Genomic DNA, 21,995 nt, shown 5'->3' with positions numbered 1-21,995 from the left:
GGCCGTGATCAGCGCCGTCATGCATAAACTCGCACACCTCATTTATGGCGTGATACATACCGGCAAGCCTTTTGATCCCAATTACCTGTCAAAAGGCCTTGCTATTCAAGACGGTATCTGACCCCGACTTTGACCCTGATTTTTCGAATCAGCGCTTGCTGATGGTGACCGGGATGCTGGCGGTGGCGCTGACGCCGGCGCCATCAGTGGCGGTCACTTTCAGGGTGTAGCTGCCAGCCACCGGCGACGGCCACGCCACCGCGACATTCATGCCGCTGGCGCTGAAGCTCATGCCCAGCGGCGCGCCCGAGATGCTGAGCGATACCGCGCCGCTGTTGCTGACCTTGACGGCAATGGTGCCGCTCAGCGCTTTGCCGGCCACGCCGCTCAGGGTGGTGGCGGTAATCACCGGCGGCGTCGACGAGGTTTTGCTGGTGCTCGGGCTGGTGCTGCTGGAGGCGGCGATCACCACGCTGTACACGCCCTGCCCGCTCAGGCCGTTGACGCTGTCCTTGGCAGTGACGCTGACGTTGTAGGTGCCGGCCACCGGGGTCGCCCAGCTGACCACGCCCGCACTGCTGATGCTCATGCCGGACGGCGCGCCAGTCAGCGCATACGTCACCGCGTTGCTGGCGGTGACCGCCACCGTGAAGCTGAGCGCGGTGCCGACCTTGCCGTTGATGGTGGCGCCGGATACCACCGGCGCGGTCTGCACGGTCAGCCCGGACAGGGTGGACAGCAGCGATGCGCCATTCGGCGTGCCCAGGCCGGTGGCCTGATCGTAGCCAACCTCGCCGCTGCAGCCGCTGCAGGTGCCATGGCTGCCTTGGGTGATGTCGGCAAACACGCTGGCATAGCTGCCGGCCACGGTGGCGATGTTGGTGTACAGCGCGCTGTGCGGTTGCGCCAGCACGGCCTTGCCGTTTTGCGCGCGCAGGGCGTTGGCGATGGCGATCAGGCCGGCCCACTGCGGCGTCGACAGGCTGGTGCCGCCCACGCTGGTCCATTTGACGGTGCTGCTGCCGGCGGCGATCACCGCCACATATTGGCCGCTGTTCGGATCGGCGTTGAAAGCGACGTCCGCCACCGTGCGGCGGATGGCCGTGCCCATGCCGGGGACGGCGGTGCTTTGGTAGGCCGGCGTCGCCACGTACTGGCTGACGCCGCCCCCGGTGCTGGACCACACGACTTCTGAACGCGCGCCCGCGCCGCTGTAGCTCAGGGTGGTGCCGCCCACGGCCAGCACCTTGGGCGAGACCGACGGCCACGACACGGCGGCGCCGGAGTCGCCGGTGGCGGCCAGATACGTCATTTTCGCGCCCGAGAACACGCTGTCGGCAACGCTGGTGCCACTGGTTTCGCTGCCGCCAAAGCTCATCGAGACGATGCCCGGTCCCAGGTTGTTGGCCAGGCGCACGCCGCCCAGCAGATTGTCGTACGAGGCGCTGGCCGCTTCGATCAGGACGATGCGCGCCAGCGGCGCCGTGGCGTGGGCCCATTGCACATCCAGCGCGATTTCGGTGGCCCAGCCGGCATCGTAGGCCGGCGCGGTGCCGGTCATGCCGCCGGCGGCAGTGCTGTACACCACCGACAGTTCGCAGGCGCTCGACGATGCGGTCGCCAGCGGCAGGCTGGCGTTGGTGGCGATGGTTTTGGTGGTGCAGGCCGGCAGCCCGAATTTGCTGTTGAAGGCCGCCAGCTCGGCCGCCACGTTCGGGTTGTGCATGGCGTCGACGATGTAGATGGTCTGGCCGGCGCCCAGCTGCGCGGCCTGGGCCGCGGTCAGGTTGCTGTAGCTGGACGGCAGCGTCGGCAAGCCGTAGGCGGCGCGGATTTGCGCCGGGGTGTAGGTGACCACGGTGGTGCTGGTGGCCAGCGGCGTGGCCGAGGTGCTGCCGCTATCGCTGTCGGCGGTGGCGCTGCGGTTGGCCTGTGCATGGCGCAGCATGTCCACCGTTAGCTGACGCGAGCTCAGGCGGCGGAATGCCGACGGCACGGTTTGCGTGTGCACGGTGGCGGGCGCGGCGGCGCCGGGTGCGGCGTCCTCCGGCGTGTCCAGCAGCACCGGCGCCATGTGGAACGCGGGCTGGGCAAATTGCTGGGCGTCGGCGGCCGGCAGCGTGCCGTCATCCAGTTGCAGCACGGTGGCGGCGGTGGCCAGCGGCGCGGCGGCTTGCGCCGGCGCGTTGTCGGCGCTGTTTTCGCTGCTGCCGCAGGCGCTCAGCAGCGCGGCGATGCAGGTCAGCGTCAGCGCGCGGGGAAAGTATTGCATGACGATCTCTCGGTAGGGGGAGGGGGCCAGAAAATACTAACAAATTCCCGTACGGAAATATATTGGGACCGGCGTAAAAACAGGTAAAGGCGGGATTTACGGCGCTGGAAGCGTTTCATTCAAGAGGTAATCACGCAACAAACGGGCGCTGGGGCCGATGCGTTGTGAGTGAACCAGAAAGATTTCCAGCGGCGCCGTCTCGGCCTCCGGCAGCACCCGCACCAGATCGCCGGACGCCAGCAGCGCCGCCGCGTCATAGGCCGGCAGGCGGGCGATGCCTTCGCCGGCCAGCACGAAGGCCAGGCGCGAGGCGGCGCTGTCGGTCACCACATCGCCCTTCACCGCGACCTGGATTTCCTTGCCGTCAATGCGCAGCGTGGCGGCGCGCTGGGTCGGCGGATACAGCACCCAGCGGTGCTGTTCCAGCTCCGCCACCGATAGCGGCGCCCGGTAGCGCTTCAGATAGGCCGGCGCCGCGCACAGCATGGTCGGCTCGCGCACCAGCCGCCGTGCCACCAGCGAGGAATCGGCCAGCGGCCCGGCGCGCACCGCCAGCTCGATGCCCTGCTGCACCAGATCGACGTTGGCGTCGTTCATCGACACGTGCAGGCGGATCGCCGGGTAGCGGCGGCGGAACTCCAGCAGCGCCGGCATGATGCGCTTGCTGCCGAAGTGGTGCGAACAGGTGATGCGCACCTCGCCGCGCGGCTCTGCGCGCAGCAGCTCCATGCCGCGGATGCCATCGTTGGCCTCGTCCAGCAAACGCTCGCAATGCACGCGGAATGCTTCGCCGGCCGGCGTCAGGCTGAAGCTGCGGGTGCTGCGTTGGGCTAATGGCACACCCAGCTTGGCCTCCAGCGCGCGGATGTGGTGGCTGACCACCGCGCGCGTCAGTCCGAGCGCCCGGGCGCCGGCGGCAAAGCTGCCGCTGCGCACCACTGTGGCGAACACCGCCATGGCGCGCAGTTCGTCGAGGATGGGAGAGGGATCACTCATGATTGTATTAATTCATTTGACATCGCGTCATCTTAGCAGTGTCTACTGGCGCGCGCCAAAGCAGCCTATATTGAGCACATGCCCGGCACGCAAGGGCCAACTCAATATCAGGAGCAAGCCATGAACACCAAACACGTACTGTTTATTTTGACAAACGCCGCCGAGATCGGCCCGAACAAACGCGCCACCGGCTACTTCTTCCCGGAAGTCGCCCATCCGTATGAGGTGTTCGATCAGGCCGGCATCGCGGTGGAATACGCCTCGCCGCTGGGCGGCGCGATTCCGGAAGACGGCTACGATGCCACCGATCCGGCCCAAGTGGCCTTCCGCAACAGCGCCGCCATTCGCCGCCTGAACCACAGCCGCAAGCTGTCGGAAGTCGATGTGCGCGATTACGACGCCATCTTCTTCCCCGGCGGCCTCGGCCCGATGGTCGATATCGCCAAAGATCCGGACGTCAAGCAGGCGGTGCTGCGCGCCTGGGAAGCGGGCAAGATCGTTGCCGCCGTCTGCCACGGCCCGGCGGCCTTTCTTGGCGTCAAGCTGGAAGACGGCACGCCGCTGGTCTACGGCCGCAAGCTGACCGCCTTCTCCAACGACGAGGAAGCCGGTTACGCCCAGGCCGATGTGCCCTTCAATCTGGAAACCGCGCTGCGGGCAGAAGGCGCCGAGTACGCATCGGCCGAGGTGTGGCAGGAAAAAGTGGTGGTCGATGGCCGTTTGATGACCGGCCAGAACCCCGCCTCCGGCGGCCCGCTGGCACGCGAAATCGTCAAGGCACTGCAAGAGGTGGCAGCATGAGCACCGGCGTGATCACCATCGCCGCGCGCTGGCAGCCGGTCGAGGGCAAGCTGGGCGAGGTGCTGGCCATCGTGGCCGAGATGCGGCCCCAGTCGCTGGCCGAGCCAGGCTGCCTGGGCTACGAAGTCTACCGGGGCGTCGATCAGCCGCATACCTTGCTGCTGCTGGAACACTACAGCGACGCCGCAGCACTGGAAGCGCACCGCCAGTCCGCGCATTATCAAACGCTGGTAGTCGGCCGCGCCCTGCCGCTGCTGGCGGCGCGGCAGGTTGAGGTGCTGCAAGCAGCACCAGCCTGACTTTCGAAAATTTCGACAATAAAGCGGAAATTTTTCCGCTTTTTGTTTTGGTTTTGACCGTTCATACTTCACTCCGTCGATGCAGCAAACGCATCAAACACCAAATCGAAATTATTGAATATCTCAAGGAGAATGAACATGCCAACCGCCATCGCCAAACCAGGTCAAACCCTGCTGAGCCCTAACAACCACGCCCTGATCCTGATCGATCACCAATCGCAGATGGCATTTGCCACCAAGTCGATCGACCCGGTCCAGCTGCGCAACAACGTGGCGCTGGTATCGAAAGCAGCCAAGGAATTCAAGGTGCCGACCATCCTGACCACCGTGGCGGAAAAATCGTTCTCCGGCCCGATCTTTAACGAAATCAAGGAAGTGTTCCCGAACGAAGTGGCGATCGACCGCACCACCATGAATACCTGGGAAGACCCGCGCATCGCGGAACGCGTCAACGCCATCGGCAAGGAGAAAATCGTGCTGGCCGGCCTGTGGACTTCGGTGTGCATCGTCGGTCCCGCCCTGTCGGCCCTGGATCAGGGCTTTGAAGTCTACGTCATCACCGACGCCAGCGGCGACATCTCGGGCGAAGCCCACGAACGCGCCGTCGAGCGCATGGTGCAGGCCGGTGCCCGTCCGATGACCTCGCTGCAATACCTGCTGGAACTGCAGCGCGACTGGGCCCGTGGCGAGACCTACGACGAAACCGTGGCCACCGCCATCGCCAACGGCGGCGGCTACGGTCTGGGCCTGATCTACGCGAAAACCATGTTCAACGCCGCAGAAGGGCACTAAGACATGGGGCGGGCGCGGCAGCTGGACCGCGCCTGCGTCGCCAAAAAAGCGTATAGTCACGCGGTATAACTTTGCAAAAGAGGCCATCCATGCAAACGCCTGCGTTGACTATCGCCGCCATGCTCGCCCTGGCGATCGCATCATCGTCCAGTGCCGCCGGGACGGCGACCGTGAGCTACGTGAACACGGACGCCATGACCGATGTACCCCGTCACTACAAAGACCTGGAGTCGATGGAATATGCCTTCACCCAGCACCTCAATCAGCTGGCCGAGCGGCTGCCATCGGGACAGGTGTTCAAGGTGGAGTTCCTGGACATTGACCTGGCCGGTGATGTGTTCCCGCGCGTGCCGGTCCGCGACATCCGCGTGACCAAAGGCCAGGCCGATTGGCCACGCATGCATCTGCGCTACAGCATCGAGCAAGATGGTCAGGTGATCCGCAGCGGCGAGGAGAAATTGGCCGATCCGAATTACCAGCTTGGCGTGAACATGCACCAGCAAGACCTGTATGGTTACGAGAAACAAATGCTCGATAACTGGTTCCGCAAGGAGATCTTGCCGCAGAAATAAAAAAGGCTCTTCACGGAACGACCGGGATGAGCGCAAGAGTGCGTCAGGAAGAGTCCGCGTCCTTTGCAAGAGCGGGCTCTGCCTGTAAATAGCCGGGCTAGTGACAGCTTACGCCGCAGCACGGCGCAGCTTGCGGCGCTTGGCCGCGCCGATCAGCCCCAGCCCGGCCAGCAGCATGCCGTATGTCGCCGGTTCCGGCACCGCCGGCGCCAGGGTAAGCGTGTCAAAAGCTCCGTAGTAGAAGAAGTACTGGCCTGTCGGCGGCGCAAAGAAAATGCTCAGTTTGACGTCATAGTCAGCCAGCGACAAGGACGCAGGCAACTGGGTGCTGGTCAGCGTGTTTGCCTTGTTTTTATCGAAGAATTCGAAGTCCACCACGATAGAATTGTGCGCACTGTCGATCTGGGTGGTCGTGAGATCCATATAATCGTGCGACCAGGATGCAGTAGGCAGGTCGTTGCTGACGTAGAAGGTTGGCACATTCCAGCCGCTGGTCACGTTATTTTGGTAAGCAAAGCCGGCGCTGCTGGACAGCTGCACACCCGCCACACTGACACCTTGGTAGGTGGCCGAAGAATAACCGCCCGGGCTGGTATAGCTGGAGCTCGGTACAGCACTGGTATCGTAAAAGAACGAGCCAGAGATGGTGGCGGTGACCGGCAGCTGGGTGCTGGGGATAGGCGAGGGGAATTCGCTTGGCGGTATGCTTTGTCCTGCCGAATTGTAAGTCACGCTGGTGCCGTGGGCGGTAAAGTTATAGCGGACAATCTCGGCGCTGGCCGCCGAGGAAAACAACCCCAACAATACCGCTGACATACCAGATACTAATTTGATAGCTTCCATGTCAAATCCTTAATTTTGATTAAAATAAAATCATTGTAACTAACAATGCATCAAAATTAAAGTATTGGCAATTTTTTTACCGCCGCGTAATCGGCGCGTGACAAAACAAAAAACCCCATAACATCGGGGTCATGGGGTTTTGTGGGCTTCTCGACGGCAGGCGCGCTTTAGAACGGGATGTCGTCATCCATGTCCGAGAAGTTTGGTGCCGGACGCGGGGCTGGGCGTGGGGCCGGGGCCGGTGGCGCCATTTGTGGACGCGGGGCTGGGGCCTGGCGCTGTGGAGGGGCTTCGTAGCCACCGCCGCCGCCGTAACCGCCGCCATCATCCATGTCATTGCCGCCCATGCCTTGACGGCCGCCCAGCATCTGCATGTTTTCTGCAATGATGTCGGTCGCGTATTTCTCTACGCCATCCTTATCGGTGTACTTGCGGGTCTGCAGACGGCCTTCGACGTAGACCGACGAGCCTTTTTTCAGGTACTGGCCGACGATTTCCGCCAGACGGCCGAAGAACGAAATACGGTGCCACTCGGTCTGCTCTTTCTGCTCGCCGGTGTTGCGGTCTTTCGAACGGTACGAGGTCGCCACTGCGATGTTGGCGATCGCATCACCGCTCGGCATGTAGCGAATTTCCGGATCGCGACCCAGATTGCCGACGATGATGACTTTGTTAACTGATGCCATTTTATTAAAACTCCCTGTGATCGGCGCAAAGTAGAAGTTTAGCTCACTTTTGATCTGGCACCGATACTTCTCTGCGCCGCCGCCTTGTTATCGCTCAAACTCCACCGCGCCCGACTGGTGAAACACCAGTTCCTGCACCGGCTTGCCGTCGCGCAGATGGTCGTCGATGATGCGGTCCATGTTTTCCGGCGTGACGTTGTAGTACCAGGTGCCGTCCGGCTGCACGCAGACGATGGGGCCGCCCTTGCAGGCGGCAAAGCAGCTCACCCGGCTGCGCTTGACGCGCAAGTCGCCGGCATCCAGCCCGGCAGCCTTGAGCTTGCCGCCCAGGCTGTCGAACAGCGCTTGCGAGGCGCCGTCGGCGCTGCAGCGCGGGCCGGTGCATACCAGCAAGTGGCGGTGGTAGGTGCCGATTTTCGGCTTGATGACCGGTTCACTCATGCCTCGGCCTCCCACGGCTCGTTCAGGGTGGCGCGAATATACTCGGGCGGCAGGCGGTGGCGCAAGGCCAGCGTTTCGATGCTGTCGCCGGCCGCATGCTCGGCCTGCAGGGTGTCCAGCCAGCCCAGCAGGCCGGTCGACAGCGAACGGCCTGCCTTCTCGCCGTCGCGCGTGGTGCCGCCATCTTCCATGTCGTACTTGTTGGCGTAGCCGCGCGGCGTGACCATCAGGCCGTGGCGCACGAAGGTGTTGCTGTTGCCAATCAGGACGGTGCTGAGCATGCCGATGTCGGCATCGGCCATGCTGTCCAGCGTGGTGAAGACGATGTGCTCGCGCCGCCGGTAGGCGCTCTTGACGATGGCCACCGGCGTGTCCGGCCGGCGGTGGCGCAGGAACAGGCGCTGCGCCTCGACGATCTGGCGCGTGCGGCGCCCGCTCTTGGGGTTGTACAGCGCCACGACGAAGTCGGCCATGGCCACCGCGTCCAGCCGGCGCGCGATGGTTGGCCACGGCGTCAGCAGGTCGGACAGCGAGATGGCGCAGAAGTCGTGCGTCAACGGCGCGCCGACCAGCGCGGCGCAGCTGTTGAGCGCCGAGGCGCCGGGGATGATTTCGACCTGCACCGCATCGTCCGGCGTCCAGCCGGCCTGGAACAGCACTTCGAAGGTGGGACCGGCCATGCCGTACACGCCGGCGTCGCCCGACGAAATCAGCGCCACCTTTTTGCCGGCGCGCGCCGCTTCCAGCGCACTGACCGCGCGGTCCAGTTCCTCGGTCATGGACTTGCGGATGATTTCCTTGCCTTCGATAAGGTCGGCCACCAGTTTGATGTAGGTGACGTAGCCGATCACCACGTCCGCCTCCGCGATGGCGTCGCGCGCGCGCTGGGTCATGTGGTCCACGCTGCCGGGGCCTATGCCGACCAGCATGATCTTGCCTGCTTGATTCATGGTTGTTTCCTTGCGATGGAGACGGTGGCGTTGCGGCCATCTGCGCCCTTGTGTTTATGTTTTTCGACAACCAGCGCGGTCATCGGCGTATCCGGCCCGGCAGCCAGCAGTGCCGCCGCCTCGCTGACCGATGGCGTGCCGGTGTAGCGGCGCACGGTCGCGGACGGATGCGGCACAGCCACCGCCGCCAGTTCATGCGCCTCGTAGAAGTGCAGCGGCCAGCCATGTTCTGCGGCCAAAGCCAGCAGCGCCGTCTCATCGCGCTTGAGGGTGATGCTGGCGGCAGCCACGATCTGCTGCGCTTGCGCGCCTGCTGCGGCCAGCGCTTCGCTCACCGCAGCGCGCACGGTGTCCAGCGCCACGCCGCGGTCGCAGCCCAATCCGATGGTGAACCCGCTCATGCCTGTTGCGGCGGGCGGTACACCACCAGCCGTTCATTCAGCGTGGTCCAGCGTTCGGCCGGCACCTCGGCGTGCGTCACCCACAGCAGCGCGGCGTAGCGCTCCAGCGGCACGTCGTCGAAGCACGCGAAGCGGTGGATGTTGTCGGGCAGCGGTGTCGGGCGGGTCCACCAATCCGGACTGCCGGCTTCCTGCACGAAGGCGATCGGCTCGCCGTTGACCACGTGGGCCGACACCCGGGTGATGTTGATCTTGGGCGCTTCCACGGTCCAGCCGAGATGGCGGCCGAGGATGTCGACCGGGATGGTGCGGCCGACGTCGGACGCGGTGGTCAGCACCGGCGCAGCGCCCAGCAAGTCGGCCACGCGCTCGCTCCACTCGTTGGCGCCGCCGACGTGGCCGGACAGTACCGGAATCACGTACTGGCCGGCGTCGTCCACCACGATGATGCCCGGGTCTTCGTCCTTGCTGCGCAGATGCGGTGCAATCAGCCGCACTACCGCGCCCAGCGAAACGAAGAAGATGATCTGGTCGTAGCCTGCAAACAGCGGCGCGATCTCGTCGCGCAGTGCACCTTCGTAAGCCCGCACCTTGTTGGCCAGCTGCGCAAACTGCGTGGCAAACTTGGCCGAAGTGCAGATATCGGCCTGCGGCAGATCCACCGCCAGCCGCGCGGCCTGCGCGGCGCCGTGTCTGGTGATCGCCACCAGGCACAGACGCGGTTCGGTAATGGACTTGTTCATGCACTCTCCTTTTTCAGACAACCCTTGATGCGCTCACCACGGATGCGGTGCGCGTGCTTGACGATCAGCAGCGACAGGTAACTGACCTTGGTGCCGCGCAGCGCCAGGATCTCTGTGCCGCTGTAGCGTCGTTCATCCGGCGCGCCGACACGTTCGATAAAGTGGGCGCCGGCCAGCAAACCGCGCTGCGCCATCCAGTCGATCAGCTGGTCCAGCAGCGGCTTCACTTTCATCAGCACCAGCGTGTCGAAATCCGGCAGCAGGCGCTCGACCGCGCTGACGCCATAGGCAGCCGGCACGATGGCCACCGTGTCATCCTGCTCGGCAAACGGCACCGGCACCTGCGCGCAGGCGGCGGTGAAGGCGTTGACGCCGGCGATGATTTGCACCGGCACCTGTTCATCCAGCGCGCGCACGGTGCGCGCCAGGTGGCCGAAGGTGGCGTAGGTGCTGGCGTCGCCCTCGACCAGGAACAGCACGTCGCCCCCTTCGCGCAGCCATGGCAGCACGGTATCGGCCGCCTTGAGCCATGCGCGGCCCAGCTTTTCGCCGTCGTGCGTCATGGGGAACAGCAGCTGCGTGTGCTGTTCCGGCGGCGGCAGGCCGGCGCGCTGCACGATGTCGAAGGCGTAGCTGGGGGTTTTGCCGCTGCGGGCCGGATAGACCCAGACCGTGTCGCGCCGCTGCAGCGCCTCCCATGCGGCGCGCGTGATGAGGCCCGGGTCCCCGGGGCCGAGCGAGATGCCCCACAAGGTGCCGCATTTAGTCATGGTGTGCCTTCCGGCGCGCGCATACGATCCATACAGGATTCTCCGCCGCCATGCGGTGCATATCCAGTATCGGCTTGCTGCGCGCGGCCTGTAGTTGCAGCACGTCCCAGCTGACGCCATCCAGTGCCTGCAGCGTGGCGGTGGCGGTGGCGAGGTTTTCCAGCGTGACGAAATTCATCACCAGCGTGCCGTTCGGGAGCAAACGATTGAGGATGGTGCCGATCAGCCGTGCCAGTTCGCCGCCGGAACCGCCAACGAAAACCGCGTCCGGATCGGGCCATGTGTCCAGCTGGTCCGGTGCCTTGCCGAGGAACAGGCTGTAATTGCTGACGCCAAAAGCCGCGTGATTCTGACCGGCGATGGCGTAATCGGCGTCGTTCTTCTCAATCGCATAGACGTGGCCTTGCGGGCAAAGGCGGGCTGCTTCCAGCCCCACCGAGCCGGAACCGGCGCCGATGTCCCACACCACACTGTCGGCTCGCAGCTGCAGGCGTGCCAGGCTGACGGCGCGCACTTCCTGTTTGGTGATCAGCCCTTTCTCTGGCTGGCGTTGCACGAATTCGGCGTCGGCCAGGCCGAAACGCACCGCGCGCGCGGACGGCGTCACGCGCCACAGCAGCACCACGTTGAGTGCGGCGAAGCGCATCGCCGCCGCTTGCTGCGGCGTGAGTTCAGCCAACACGCGTTCTTCCGGCTGCAACAGGTTTTCCGCCACCGCCATCAGAAAATCGTCGCCCATGCCTTCAGCCAGCAACATCCGGGCGATGCGGTCTGGCGTGTTATCGGGACTGGTCAGCACCAGCAGGCGCGCGTGCTGGCGCGCCGCTTGCGCCAGCGCGTACAGGCCGTGACCGGGCGGGCTGCCGCGCTGCCATTCGCCGGCGTCACGCGCGTGCACGGAGACGATGCGCGCATCCTGCCACGCCAGGCCGATGCGCGCGCACGCCAGCTGCAGCGTGGACAGATTCGGCAGGATGTCCAGCACCTCCACGCACAGGTGCTGGGCCAGATAGGGTGCGATGCCATGACACAGCGGATCGCCCGTGGCCAGCACCACGCAGGACAGGTGGTCGGCGCGGGCGGCACGCACCCATTCCGGCACGTCTTTCAGCTTGCCGGTGAGGTCATGGCGCTGTGCGCCGGCTTTGAATTCGCGCGCCAGCAGGGCCAGCGTGCGCGTGCCGCCGATGATGATGTCCGCATTGCGCAGCAACGCCAGCGCGGTAGGGCTCAAGCTGGCGATGCCGTCATCGAGTACGCCGATGACGCGGCAGGGATTGGGATCTTTGGCTTGCATAGTCTAGGCTTCCGGTAAATGATCGATGCCGGTGCGGCCGGCACTGGCGGGACGCGCTTGCGGCAACGCCGGTGCCGACCATACGTCGGCCACCTGCACGCCGCTGAAGTCGCACACCAGCACGCGCAGCTGGAAAGCGCGGCCATAACGTTCAGGCGCGGTGAGGGTGTCGATGGCCGCCTGTGCCAGCGCGTGGTGAAAGGCGTCGCCCAGTCCGCGTTCCACCATCAACTCGGCGCCGAAACGTGCGGTTTCGGCGGCGGCCATGGCGGCGCAATCTTCCGGCGCGGCGCCGATACGGCGCCCGATCTCGGCCACCAGATCGGTATCGACTTCGCTGCGGTTGGCGTGGGTGATGGTTTCGCCTTGCGCGATCTTGGTCAGCTTGCCGACCATGACCGCCAGCACCACCAGGCCAATGCCCTGCGCCACCGCCTCGTCCAGCGCATAGCGCAGGAAGTCGCCCATCTGCACAAAGCAGGCCGACGGCAGCTCAGGGCGCTCGGCGCGCAGCGCGGTCATGGCGAAGGTCTCGGTGCGGCCGCCCGTGGTCAGCGCCACCATGTTGTAACCGGCGGTGGCGGCCACCTGCACGCCCTGCACCACGCTGGCGCGCCACGCGGCCGTGGAATACGGCTTGACGATGCCGGTGGTGCCCAGGATGCTGATGCCGCCGAGGATGCCGAGGCGCGCGTTGGTGGTTTTCTTTGCCATCACCTGGCCATCCGGCACGCTGACGGTGACTTCGATGCCATGTTCGGCCAGCAGCGCCGGCGCAGCCTCGCGCAGGTTGTCCGCGATGTTCCGACGCGGCACCGGGTTGATCGCCGGCCCGCCCACTTCCAGCCCCAGTCCTGGCATGGTGACCGTGCCGACGCCGTCGCCGGCCACGTAGCACACGGCGCCGGCCTGGCCGGACAGCAGGCGCAGGTCCACCGTGAGATGGGCGCCATCGGTGCAATCAGGATCGTCGCCGGCAAACTTCACCACCATGGCGTGCGCGCGGCCGCTGTCGCAGCGGCCATCGTGGACGGCAAATCGCACCCGGCTGCCGTTGGGCAGCAGGCTTTCGATTTCCGCCGGCACCTGACCATGGACGAGGCCGAGCACCGCCGCGCGCGCGGCAGCGGCGGCGCAGGCGCCGGTGGTAAAACCGGTGCGGGTGCCACGTTCGGCAGCCGCTTTCTCTTTCATGCCGCGGCCTTCTGGCGCGCTTCGGCCAGCGCCAGCAAGGCGTGCAGCGCCGCCACCACCAGCGTAGAACCGCCCTTGCGGCCACGGATGACGATCCATGGAACCTCACTGACCTCGGCCATCAGGTCTTTGGATTCGGCCGCCGAGACGAAGCCTACCGGCATGCCGACCACCAGCGCCGGACGCACGTTCTCCTCGCGGATCAGGCGCACCAGTTCGATCAGCGCGGTCGGTGCGTTGCCGATGCCGACAATGGCGCCGTCCAGCAGGCCAAGGCGATGCGCCTTGCGCATGGCTTGCACGGCGCGCGTGGTGTCTTCCGCCTTGGCGGCGTCGATGACGTCGGCATCGCTGATGAACTGGTGGGTCTTCACGCCGAAGTGCGCGAGGCGCGGCTGCGACAGGCCGGAGCAGATCATCTCCACATCCGCCACCACCGGCGTGGCGCCGGCCAGCATGGCGGCGATGCCGGCTTCCACCGCGTTGGCATGGAAGGCGGTCAGACCATTGAAATCGAAATCGGCGTTGGCGTGGATCATGCGGCGCACGATGGGCCACTGAGCGGCGGTGTAGGCGTGACTTCCGATTTCGGCGTCGATGATGGCGAAGCTGTCGTGCTCTATCGCCTGGCCGGCGCGGGTCAGTTGTTCGGTGACGGTGTTCACGGTGCTCATGCCGGCTGGACCTCCAGGTGGGTGTGCGAATGAGAATGGCCGTGACCAAGGTCGTGCGCGATTTCGCGGTAGCTGCAGCCGTCACATGGCAGGCGGCTGTCCGGTGCGCCGGCATGCAAGTCTTCCACGCGCTGCTCCATCAACGCAAAAATCTCGGCTTCGAAACCGAAATGCTCGCTGCAGGCGAAACGCACTTGCGGATACTGGATGCGCAGGTGTTCCACCTGGCGGTGAATGCGCTGCATCAGCGTGCCGGTGTACAGGTAGTAGGGCAGCACCACAATCTGGCGCATGCCCAGCATGACCTGCCGCTGCACCACCTTCTCCAGACGCGGCCAGGTGATGCCGGTGAAGGCGAGGTCCACCAGTTCATGGTCGCTTTCCTCCATCAGCCAGCGCGCCATCTTGGCCATGTCGCCATTGGCGCCGCGGTCGGACGAGCCGCGTCCCAGCACCACCACGCCGGTGGTGCTGGGGTCCGGCATGTCCAGCGTGCCCATGGCCTTGCGCAGGCGGCGCTTGAGGATGGCCAGTATCGGATCGCACGCCGTCAGGTGCGGCGCCAGCAGGATTTCCGTTTGCGGACAGGCCAGGCGCGCGTGTTCGATCGCTTCCGGGATTTCCATCTTGACGTGGCCGGCGGCGTTCAGGATCAGCGGCACCACCAGCACGCGGCGCGAGCTGCGTGCGGCTTCCAGCAAGGCGGCGTTCATTTCCGGCGGTGCGAATTCGATGAAGCACAACTCGATGCGCCAGTCCGGCCGGCGCGCGCGCCACTGATTGGTGAATTCACGGATTTCCTGGTTACCGGAATCTTCGCGGGAACCGTGGCCGACAATCAGGATGGTGTCCTTGTTTACTGGGTTCATGCGCGGGCCTTTCTGAAACGATGGGTAAAAGTGGGGTCATACAATTTGGAACGCGCCAGGGCCTCCCAGTGCAGCGCGCCCAGCGTGGGGCTGGCGACGATCATGGCCTGGCTGGCGATGCCGGCTTCGCGACAGCGCTGCTTGATGTCGGCCAGCGTGCCGCGCACGATTTTCTGTTCGCCCGGCCAGCTGGCCTTGTGTACCACCAGCATCGGCGCGTCCTCGGCCCAGCCAGCGGCGCGCAGCGCGTTTTCCACCTTGTGCATCAGGGTGATGGACAAGAAGATGCACAGCGTGGTGCGATGTGCGGCCAGGCTGGCGAGATCTTCGCCGTCCGGCATCGGCGTACGGCCTTCCACGCGAGTGAGGATGACGCTCTGGGTCACTTCGGGCAGCGTCATGGATTCGCCGGCGGCCGCCATCGACGCCATGGCGGACGACACGCCGGGCACCACGGCCCATTCGATGCCGGCCGCGCTGAGCGGACGTGCCAGTTCGATCAGAGCGCCGTACAGCGCCGGGTCGCCAGTTTGCAGGCGCACCACGGTAGCGTGGCTGCGGGCTTGTTCGATCAGCCATGCGGTCATCTCTTCCAGCGTCATGTCTTTTGAGTCGCGGATGATGCAGCCGGGCGGCGCGTACAGCGTGACCGCGCGGTCGACCAGCGAGCCGGCAAACAGCACGGCGCCGGTCTGCGACAGCAGTTTCTGGCCTTTGACGGTGATCAGTTCCGGATCGCCGGGGCCGGCGCCGACGAACCAGATTTTTCCAAGGGGTGTCATGCGGGGCTTACTCCTGAATGTTTGAGCAGGTCGAGCAGGGCGTCGGTGCTGCGCGGCGCCGGACCGGCGGGCAGCACGCCCAGCGCGACCAGTTGTGCGTGCAGCGTCAGCGCGGCCGGCGGGCGCTGGCCGGCAGTGCGCAGTGCGTCGGTGTGTGCCGCCAATTCCTGCGCCGGTCCGGAAGCGATGCAGCGGCCGGCCGCCATGATGTGGATATCGTCGGCCCAGCGCAGGGCGAAGTCGATGTCGTGCGTGGACAGCAGGATGGTGACGCCGGGGCGATCCAGCAGCGTCGTGAGCTCGGCCTGCATGGCGGCATCCAGGCCGGCCATCGGCTCATCCAGCAGCAGCACGTCCGGTTGCATGGCGAGGACGCCGGCGATACACACGCGCTTTTTCTGGCCGAAGCTGAGTTGGTGCACCGGACGGCGCGCGTGGTCGCGCAGTCCGACCGCTTGCAGCGCCTCGCGGACCCGGGCGCGCACTTCTTCGACGGGCAGCCCCAAGTTGAGCGGGCCGAAGGAAACGTCTTCCTCCACCACCGCTGAAAACAACTGGCGATCCGGATTCTGGAACACGAGGCCGACACGCCGACGCAACGCGGTGAGTCCGGCGCGGCTGTAATCAAAAGCCTGGCCGTCGATGCGCAGTTGGCCGGCGCCGGGCCGCAGCAGACCGTTGAGGTGCTGCAGCACGGTGGTTTTGCCGGCGCCGTTAGCGCCCAGCAGGGCGTAGCGGCGACCCCGATGCAGCGCCAGGCTGCAGGCTTGCAGGCCGATGCTGCCGTCCGGGTAGCGGTGGTCGACGGCTTCCAGTTCGAGCAATGGGGCGTTCACCAGCGGTCTCCCGCGCCGATGGCGATCATGATGGCGCCGCCCAGTGCAGCCCACGCCTGCTGGCGCCGCGCTTGCGGATAGGCGGCAGGCAGGAAGCGCAAAGCGCCCTGGAAGGCGCGAGCATCGGCAGCCATTTGCAGAGCGGCGGCACGCTGCCAAACTTGCACAGCCATTTGCCCGGCCAGCATGCCAGTTGACCGCCACGCCTCGCGCCAGCCGCGATAGCCGAGACGCGCGCTCTGCGCTGTCGTGCTTTCGTCCCACGCCTGGCGCAGGACGTGCAGCATGCGGTAGCACAGCACCATCATGTCCAGCAGCAGTGCCGGCGTGCGCAGGCGGCGCATCAGCGCCAGCAGGTCGGGCAGCGGCGTGGTGAGGATGAGGCCCAGCAGGGCGGCCAGCATGGCCAGCGAACGCAAGGCGGTATGCGTGACGGCAGGCAGCATGACGGCGGACCAGCGCCAGTTGCCTTGCGCGTCCGGGCCAAACAGCATGGAGAGGCAGGAGAGCAGCAGGAATCCCAGCGGCGGCAACGCGGCGGCGAGATAGGTGCGCGCCGGCACACGGGCGCCGAGCAAGGCCGCCAGCAGCAGCGCGAAGGTCAACGCCCACAAGACGGCCGGGCTGCGCGCCAGCCACGCCGCGACGATGCCCGCCAGCGCAAACAGCGCCTTGGCAGACGGCGCCACAACGCGCCAGCGATTGGCGTAGGCCGACGATTCAATCAGCACGGTGATCCCGCCTGGCATCGCGCCTGGTCCGCTCGCGCGCGACCGAGAAGCCGAGCCAGTAGCCAATGACGCCAGCGCCGATCGCCGCCTGCAGCGCAAACAGCAGCGAGGCGATTTCCTCGCTGGCCGGTTCAAGAATCGGCGCGAACCACGGCGTGTAATCCGGCGCGATATCGCCAATGGCCTGCTGCGCACGCGCATCGGCGCCGCCGAATGCGGCCGGTACGTTCACCAGCCACAATGGCAGCACTGTCAACAGCACAATGGCAGCGCACAGCATCAGGGTGCGCAGCTTCATGCATCCCCCTTCATCACCGGCAGGGCGCGCAGTTCGTGCGCATTGAAGCGCACCATGGCATTCACCACCAGCACCGTCAGCAAGCCTTCGCTGATGGCGATCGGCACCTGCGTCAGGGCGAAGATGCCGGCGAACTTGGCAAACGACACGCCCACACCACCCACCGCCGCAGGAAACGCCAGCGCCAGCTGCAGCGAGGTCGTGACATAGGTGGCCAGATCGCCCAGGCAGGCCGCCAGGAATACCGATGCGGAACGCGACAGGCCCATACAGGCCGCCGCACGCAGCACGCCATACGAGACGAACGGCCCCACCACCGCCATCGAGAACACATTGGCGCCCAGTGTGGTCAAGCCGCCATGCGCCATCAGCAGCGCCTGAAACAGCAGCACCACAAAGCCCACCGGCACCATGGCCGCAGGCCCGAACAGCGCCGCCCCCAGGCCAACGCCGGTCGGATGCGAACAGCTGCCCGTCACCGACGGCAGCTTCAGTGCGGATAACAAGAACGCGAACGCCGCCGCAACGCCCAGCAGCATGCGCCGCTCCGGATGCGCGTGCAGGTCGCGGCCCACGGAGCGCAAGCCCCAGGCCAGAAAAGGCAAGGAAACGGCCGTCCACCCGAGCGCGTGCGCCGGCGGCAAAAAGCCTTCCATGATATGCATTCGAAACCTCCCGTCGAATGGTCTATACGGACACCAGCGGGAGGAAGAAAAGACGGTCGACAGGAATGCGGGACGCCAATAGCCGGTCGACAGCGGCTTCCCGTCACCCCGGGGATGGTGCTGACTTTTTGGGCCGGTATTCTGGCTCGCCTTCATCCTTCTCCGTGTCTTCCCGCGGTTTATCGCAGTGACGTGATGACGGAGTCGTCTGGCTTACAGCAGCGGGGGCTGCACCGGATTCACACCGGTTTCCCGTTTAACGCCATCCCCGGACAGGGATGGGCGCACCCAAGCGTTGCATCTTACACCACGCCGGCAACGCCTGCCAAGCGGAACACCGAAGACGCGCCAGCCGGTATCATGCGCACTGGCACACACGAAAGGATATCTATGTCAGCGCTGGGAAAAGTGTATTTGATCGGAGCAGGGCCCGGCGCGGCCGACCTGATTACGGTGCGCGGTGCGCGTCTGCTGGCGCAGGCCGAGGTGGTGCTGTACGATGCGCTGGTCACGCCAGAGATGCTGGCGTTGTGCCCGGACGCGGACCTGATCTCGGTCGGCAAGCGCTCCGGCCAGCGCTCCACCGCGCAAGCCGTCATCAATCAACAGCTGATCGATTGCGCGCGGCGCTACCAGTGCGTGGTGCGCCTCAAGGGCGGTGACCCGATGCTGTTCGGCCGCGCCGACGAGGAATTGCGCGCGCTGGAAGCGGAAGGCATTGAGGTGGAAGTGGTGCCCGGGATTACCACCGCGCTGGCCGCGGCGGCGGCCACCAAGCAGCCGCTGACCAAGCGCGGACTGGCGCGCAGCGTGGCCTTCTTCACTTCCAGCACCGCGCCCGATGAGCCGGACCACCCGGCGCTGCCGGAAACCGACACGCTGGTGCAGTACATGGGCGGACGCGAAGCTGCCGCCACTGCCGGCCGTCTGCTGGCCGAAGGCCGGCGGCCCGACCTGCCAGTGGTGGTGGTGGAAAACTGCAGCCGCGCCGACCAGCGCGTCCTGCGCCTCACCCTGGCCGACCTGGCGCGCGGGCTGGAAGCGGCGCACGGCCCGGTGCTGGTGATGATTGGTGAAGCATTGCAGCAACGTCAACATCAGGTAAGTTGAAACGCCGCAAGAAAATACTGGTATTATATACAGTATCGCGCGCCCGCCGGCACGATCCAGTCCAAGGTCGGCGCAAGTAATCAAACCCGGCTATAGTTATGGGTTGACTCTAAAGGCAAAAATCCCATGGAACAGATCCGCATTCGCGGCGCACGCACGCACAACCTGAAAAACATCAATCTCGACCTGCCACGTAACAAGCTGATTGTGATCACCGGTCTGTCCGGCTCCGGCAAATCGTCGCTGGCGTTTGACACGCTGTACGCCGAAGGCCAGCGCCGCTATGTGGAATCGCTGTCCGCCTATGCCCGCCAGTTCCTGCAGCTGATGGAAAAACCGGACGTGGATCTGATCGAGGGCCTGTCGCCGGCCATCTCGATCGAGCAGAAAGCCACCTCGCACAACCCGCGTTCGACCGTCGGCACCGTGACCGAGATCCACGATTATCTGCGTCTGCTGTACGCGCGCGTCGGCACGCCTTACTGCATCAACCACCCGGACCAGGCGCTGGCCGCGCAGACCGTGTCGCAGATGGTGGACGCGGTGCTGGCCCTGCCCGAAGGCACCAAGCTGATGATCCTGGCGCCGGTGGTGGCCAACCGCAAGGGCGAACACTCAGACCTGTTCGAGCAAATGCAGGCGCAGGGCTTCATCCGCTTCCGCGTGCAGAGCGGCACGCATGACGCCAAAATCTACGAAGTGGAAGACCTGCCGAAGCTGAAGAAAACCGAGAAGCACACCATCGACGTGGTGATCGACCGCGTCAAGGTCAGCGCCGACATCAAGCAGCGCCTGGCCGAGAGCTTTGAAACCGCGCTGCGCCTGGCCGACGGTCGTGCCGTCGCGTTGGAAATGGATAACGGCACGGAGCATGTCTATTCCAACAAGTTCGCCTGCAACACCTGCGGCTATTCGCTGCAGGAGCTGGAGCCGCGCCTGTTCTCCTTCAATAACCCGATGGGCGCCTGCCCGGAATGCGACGGCCTCGGTCACATCGAGTTCTTCGATCCGAAGCGCATCGTCGCCTTCCCCAACCTGTCGCTGGCGTCCGGCGCGGTGAAGGGGTGGGACCGCCGCAACCAGTTCTACTTCTCGATGCTGTCCAATCTGGCGGCGTACTACGAATTCGATCTGGACCTGCCGTTTGAAAAACTGCCGAAGACCGCGCAGGAAGTGGTGCTGAACGGCTCCGGCAAGCAGCAGATCCCGTTCACCTACATCAATGAGCGCGGCCGCACCGTGGTCAAGGAACACACCTTTGAAGGTGTGGTGAACAATCTGGCGCGCCGTTACCGCGAAACCGATTCGATGGCGGTGAAAGAGGAACTGGCCAAATTCATCAACGAGAAGAAATGCCCATCGTGCGAAGGCGCGCGCCTGCGCGTGGAAGCGCGTTACGTCAAGGTCGGCACCGGCAAGCAGGAAAAGGCCATCTACGAAATCGCGGAGAAGCCGCTGCGTGAAACGCTGTCCTTCTTCGAGCAGCTGAAGCTGCGCGGCGCCAAGAAGGAGATTGCCGACCGTGTGGTGAAAGAGATCATCTCGCGCCTGCAGTTCCTCAACAACGTCGGCCTCGATTATCTGTCGCTGGACCGCAGCGCCGACACCCTGTCCGGCGGCGAAGCGCAGCGTATCCGTCTGGCCTCGCAGATCGGCTCCGGGCTGACCGGCGTGATGTACGTGCTGGATGAGCCGTCCATCGGCCTGCACCAGCGCGACAACGACCGTCTGATCGACACCCTGAAACACCTGCGCGACATCGGCAACAGCGTGCTGGTGGTGGAGCACGACGAAGACGCTATCCGCACCGCCGATTACATCGTCGACATGGGTCCGGGCGCCGGCGTGCATGGCGGCGACGTGATCGCCGCCGGTTCGCTCAAGGACATCCTGAAGAACAAGAAATCGCTGACCGCACAGTACCTGAGCGGCACGCGCAAGATCGAAGTGCCGAAGAAGCGCCACGTGGCCGATCCCGACAAGCAGCTGGTGATCACCGGCGCCACCGGCAACAACCTGAAGAAGGTGAATCTGAAGCTGCCGGTCGGCCTGATGACTTGCGTGACCGGCGTCTCCGGCTCCGGCAAGTCGACCCTGATCAACGACACGCTGTTCCCCGCGCTGTCGCGCCACCTGTACGGCTCGCAGACCGAGCCTGCGCCGCACGACGCCATCGCCGGCCTGGAACACTTCGACAAGGTGATCTCGGTCGACCAGGCGCCGATCGGCCGCACGCCGCGTTCGAATCCGGCCACCTACACCGGCCTGTTCACGCCGATCCGCGAGCTGTTCGCCACCGTGCCGACCGCGAAGGAACGCGGCTACAGCGCCGGCCGGTTCTCGTTCAACGTCAAGGGCGGCCGCTGCGAGGCTTGCCAGGGCGACGGCGTGCTGAAAGTGGAAATGCACTTCCTGCCGGACGTGTACGTGCCGTGCGACGTCTGCCACGGCAAGCGCTATAACCGCGAAACGCTGGAAGTGCACTACAAGGGCAAGAACATCACCGAAATCCTCGACATGACGGTGGAAGACGCGCACGAGTTCTTCAAACCGGTGCCGCTGATCGCGCGCAAGCTGCATACGCTGCTCGATGTGGGTCTGGGCTACATCAAGCTGGGTCAGAGTGCCACCACGCTGTCGGGCGGCGAGGCGCAGCGGGTCAAGCTGTCGCTGGAACTGTCCAAGCGCGACACCGGCCGCACGCTGTACATCCTGGACGAGCCGACCACCGGTCTGCACTTCCACGATATCGACCTGCTGCTGAAGGTGATCCACCGCCTGCGCGACCAGGGCAACACGCTGGTCATCATCGAGCACAATCTGGACGTGATCAAAACCGCCGACTGGATCGTCGACCTGGGTCCGGAAGGCGGCGCCGGCGGCGGCAAGATCATCGCCAGCGGCTCGCCGGAAGAAGTGGCGGCCAACCCGGCCAGCGTCACCGGCAAATACCTGGTGCCGCTGTTGAAATAA

24 protein-coding genes and 1 riboswitch are annotated in these 21,995 nt (G+C 65.1%); of the genes, 6 read left to right on the top strand and 18 right to left on the bottom strand.

Going from position 1 to position 21,995, the window contains the following annotated elements:
• Positions 1–148: 148 nt before the first annotated feature.
• Both ABDW57_RS15480 and ABDW57_RS15475 read right to left on the bottom strand, forming a co-directional pair.
• A complete protein-coding gene (locus ABDW57_RS15480; RefSeq protein ID WP_343731069.1) occupies positions 149–2,272 on the bottom strand; it encodes a S53 family peptidase in 2,124 nt (707 codons plus the stop codon).
• 96 nt (positions 2,273–2,368) lie between these two features.
• A complete protein-coding gene (locus tag ABDW57_RS15475; protein WP_343731068.1) occupies positions 2,369–3,268 on the bottom strand; it encodes a LysR substrate-binding domain-containing protein in 900 nt (299 codons plus the stop codon).
• Positions 3,269–3,388: 120 nt separating this feature from the next.
• On the opposite strand from ABDW57_RS15475, the gene ABDW57_RS15470 reads away from it, so the two are divergent.
• The 4 genes from ABDW57_RS15470 (at position 3,389) to ABDW57_RS15455 (ending at position 5,732) form a co-directional block, all read left to right on the top strand.
• The gene (locus tag ABDW57_RS15470; protein ID WP_343731067.1) at positions 3,389–4,069 is read left to right on the top strand and encodes a type 1 glutamine amidotransferase domain-containing protein; all 681 of its coding nucleotides are present in this window, start codon (positions 3,389–3,391) and stop codon (positions 4,067–4,069) included.
• Positions 4,066–4,368: a putative quinol monooxygenase gene (locus tag ABDW57_RS15465; RefSeq protein WP_343731066.1), complete on the top strand. Its 303-nt coding sequence runs from the start codon at positions 4,066–4,068 to the stop codon at positions 4,366–4,368. Before ABDW57_RS15470 ends, ABDW57_RS15465 begins: the two co-directional genes overlap by 4 nt.
• Positions 4,369–4,506: 138 nt before the next feature.
• Positions 4,507–5,160 carry a hydrolase gene (locus ABDW57_RS15460; RefSeq protein ID WP_343731065.1) on the top strand — a complete coding sequence of 218 codons (654 nt, stop codon included), beginning with the start codon at positions 4,507–4,509 and terminating at the stop codon, positions 5,158–5,160.
• Between the two features lie 89 nt (positions 5,161–5,249).
• Complete coding sequence (locus ABDW57_RS15455; RefSeq protein ID WP_343731064.1) at positions 5,250–5,732, top strand: DUF3016 domain-containing protein; 483 nt, start codon at positions 5,250–5,252, stop codon at positions 5,730–5,732.
• Positions 5,733–5,840: 108 nt separating this feature from the next.
• Here the strand turns inward: ABDW57_RS15455 and ABDW57_RS15450 are convergent, their stop codons facing one another.
• The 16 genes from ABDW57_RS15450 to ABDW57_RS15375 all read right to left on the bottom strand — a co-directional run bounded on the left by ABDW57_RS15450 (position 5,841) and on the right by ABDW57_RS15375 (position 17,912).
• A complete protein-coding gene (locus ABDW57_RS15450; RefSeq protein ID WP_343731063.1) occupies positions 5,841–6,575 on the bottom strand; it encodes a PEP-CTERM sorting domain-containing protein in 735 nt (244 codons plus the stop codon).
• Positions 6,576–6,742: 167 nt separating this feature from the next.
• Positions 6,743–7,261, bottom strand: a complete 519-nt coding sequence (ssb, locus tag ABDW57_RS15445) for a single-stranded DNA-binding protein (protein ID WP_176647006.1) — start codon at positions 7,259–7,261, stop codon at positions 6,743–6,745.
• A gap of 87 nt (positions 7,262–7,348) precedes the next feature.
• Positions 7,349–7,702 (bottom strand): (2Fe-2S) ferredoxin domain-containing protein, encoded by a 354-nt coding sequence (locus ABDW57_RS15440; protein WP_343731062.1) that lies wholly within the window; start codon positions 7,700–7,702, stop codon positions 7,349–7,351.
• Entirely contained in the window at positions 7,699–8,652 is a 954-nt protein-coding gene (gene cobJ / locus ABDW57_RS15435) for a precorrin-3B C(17)-methyltransferase (RefSeq protein WP_343731061.1), read from the bottom strand. Before cobJ ends, ABDW57_RS15440 begins: the two co-directional genes overlap by 4 nt.
• Complete coding sequence (locus ABDW57_RS15430) at positions 8,649–9,053, bottom strand: cobalamin biosynthesis protein (RefSeq protein WP_343731060.1); 405 nt, start codon at positions 9,051–9,053, stop codon at positions 8,649–8,651. Before ABDW57_RS15430 ends, cobJ begins: the two co-directional genes overlap by 4 nt.
• Positions 9,050–9,796, bottom strand: a complete 747-nt coding sequence (locus ABDW57_RS15425) for a cobalamin biosynthesis central domain-containing protein (RefSeq protein WP_343731059.1) — start codon at positions 9,794–9,796, stop codon at positions 9,050–9,052. The genes ABDW57_RS15430 and ABDW57_RS15425 overlap by 4 nt, the downstream gene beginning before the upstream one ends.
• Entirely contained in the window at positions 9,793–10,566 is a 774-nt protein-coding gene (cobI, locus tag ABDW57_RS15420; protein ID WP_343731058.1) for a precorrin-2 C(20)-methyltransferase, read from the bottom strand. Before cobI ends, ABDW57_RS15425 begins: the two co-directional genes overlap by 4 nt.
• On the bottom strand, positions 10,559–11,863 hold the full coding sequence (cbiE, locus tag ABDW57_RS15415; protein WP_343731057.1) for a precorrin-6y C5,15-methyltransferase (decarboxylating) subunit CbiE: 1,305 nt from the start codon (positions 11,861–11,863) through the stop codon (positions 10,559–10,561). Before cbiE ends, cobI begins: the two co-directional genes overlap by 8 nt.
• Positions 11,864–11,866: 3 nt before the next feature.
• Positions 11,867–13,057 carry a cobalt-precorrin-5B (C(1))-methyltransferase gene (locus tag ABDW57_RS15410; RefSeq protein WP_343731056.1) on the bottom strand — a complete coding sequence of 397 codons (1,191 nt, stop codon included), beginning with the start codon at positions 13,055–13,057 and terminating at the stop codon, positions 11,867–11,869.
• Positions 13,054–13,731 carry a precorrin-8X methylmutase gene (locus ABDW57_RS15405; protein WP_343731055.1) on the bottom strand — a complete coding sequence of 226 codons (678 nt, stop codon included), beginning with the start codon at positions 13,729–13,731 and terminating at the stop codon, positions 13,054–13,056. The genes ABDW57_RS15410 and ABDW57_RS15405 overlap by 4 nt, the downstream gene beginning before the upstream one ends.
• Positions 13,728–14,600 carry a sirohydrochlorin chelatase gene (locus ABDW57_RS15400; RefSeq protein ID WP_343731054.1) on the bottom strand — a complete coding sequence of 291 codons (873 nt, stop codon included), beginning with the start codon at positions 14,598–14,600 and terminating at the stop codon, positions 13,728–13,730. Before ABDW57_RS15400 ends, ABDW57_RS15405 begins: the two co-directional genes overlap by 4 nt.
• Positions 14,597–15,382 (bottom strand): precorrin-4 C(11)-methyltransferase, encoded by a 786-nt coding sequence (gene cobM, locus ABDW57_RS15395; RefSeq protein WP_343731053.1) that lies wholly within the window; start codon positions 15,380–15,382, stop codon positions 14,597–14,599. The genes ABDW57_RS15400 and cobM overlap by 4 nt, the downstream gene beginning before the upstream one ends.
• On the bottom strand, positions 15,379–16,218 hold the full coding sequence (locus ABDW57_RS15390; RefSeq protein WP_343731052.1) for an ATP-binding cassette domain-containing protein: 840 nt from the start codon (positions 16,216–16,218) through the stop codon (positions 15,379–15,381). Before ABDW57_RS15390 ends, cobM begins: the two co-directional genes overlap by 4 nt.
• Entirely contained in the window at positions 16,215–16,967 is a 753-nt protein-coding gene (gene cbiQ / locus ABDW57_RS15385) for a cobalt ECF transporter T component CbiQ (protein ID WP_343731051.1), read from the bottom strand. Before cbiQ ends, ABDW57_RS15390 begins: the two co-directional genes overlap by 4 nt.
• A complete protein-coding gene (locus tag ABDW57_RS15380; RefSeq protein ID WP_343731050.1) occupies positions 16,939–17,247 on the bottom strand; it encodes an energy-coupling factor ABC transporter substrate-binding protein in 309 nt (102 codons plus the stop codon). Before ABDW57_RS15380 ends, cbiQ begins: the two co-directional genes overlap by 29 nt.
• Positions 17,244–17,912: an energy-coupling factor ABC transporter permease gene (locus ABDW57_RS15375; protein ID WP_343731049.1), complete on the bottom strand. Its 669-nt coding sequence runs from the start codon at positions 17,910–17,912 to the stop codon at positions 17,244–17,246. The genes ABDW57_RS15380 and ABDW57_RS15375 overlap by 4 nt, the downstream gene beginning before the upstream one ends.
• Positions 17,913–18,025: 113 nt before the next feature.
• Positions 18,026–18,219: riboswitch (cobalamin riboswitch) on the bottom strand.
• Between the two features lie 83 nt (positions 18,220–18,302).
• On the opposite strand from ABDW57_RS15375, the gene cobA reads away from it, so the two are divergent.
• Both cobA and uvrA read left to right on the top strand, forming a co-directional pair.
• Positions 18,303–19,022 carry a uroporphyrinogen-III C-methyltransferase gene (gene cobA / locus ABDW57_RS15370; RefSeq protein WP_343731048.1) on the top strand — a complete coding sequence of 240 codons (720 nt, stop codon included), beginning with the start codon at positions 18,303–18,305 and terminating at the stop codon, positions 19,020–19,022.
• 126 nt (positions 19,023–19,148) lie between these two features.
• The gene (gene uvrA, locus ABDW57_RS15365) at positions 19,149–21,995 is read left to right on the top strand and encodes an excinuclease ABC subunit UvrA (protein ID WP_343731047.1); all 2,847 of its coding nucleotides are present in this window, start codon (positions 19,149–19,151) and stop codon (positions 21,993–21,995) included.

The sequence above is a fragment of the Duganella sp. genome (assembly GCF_039595735.1).
Lineage (GTDB): Bacteria > Pseudomonadota > Gammaproteobacteria > Burkholderiales > Burkholderiaceae_D > Rugamonas.
This window is presented reverse-complemented; position numbering and strand designations above follow the sequence as displayed.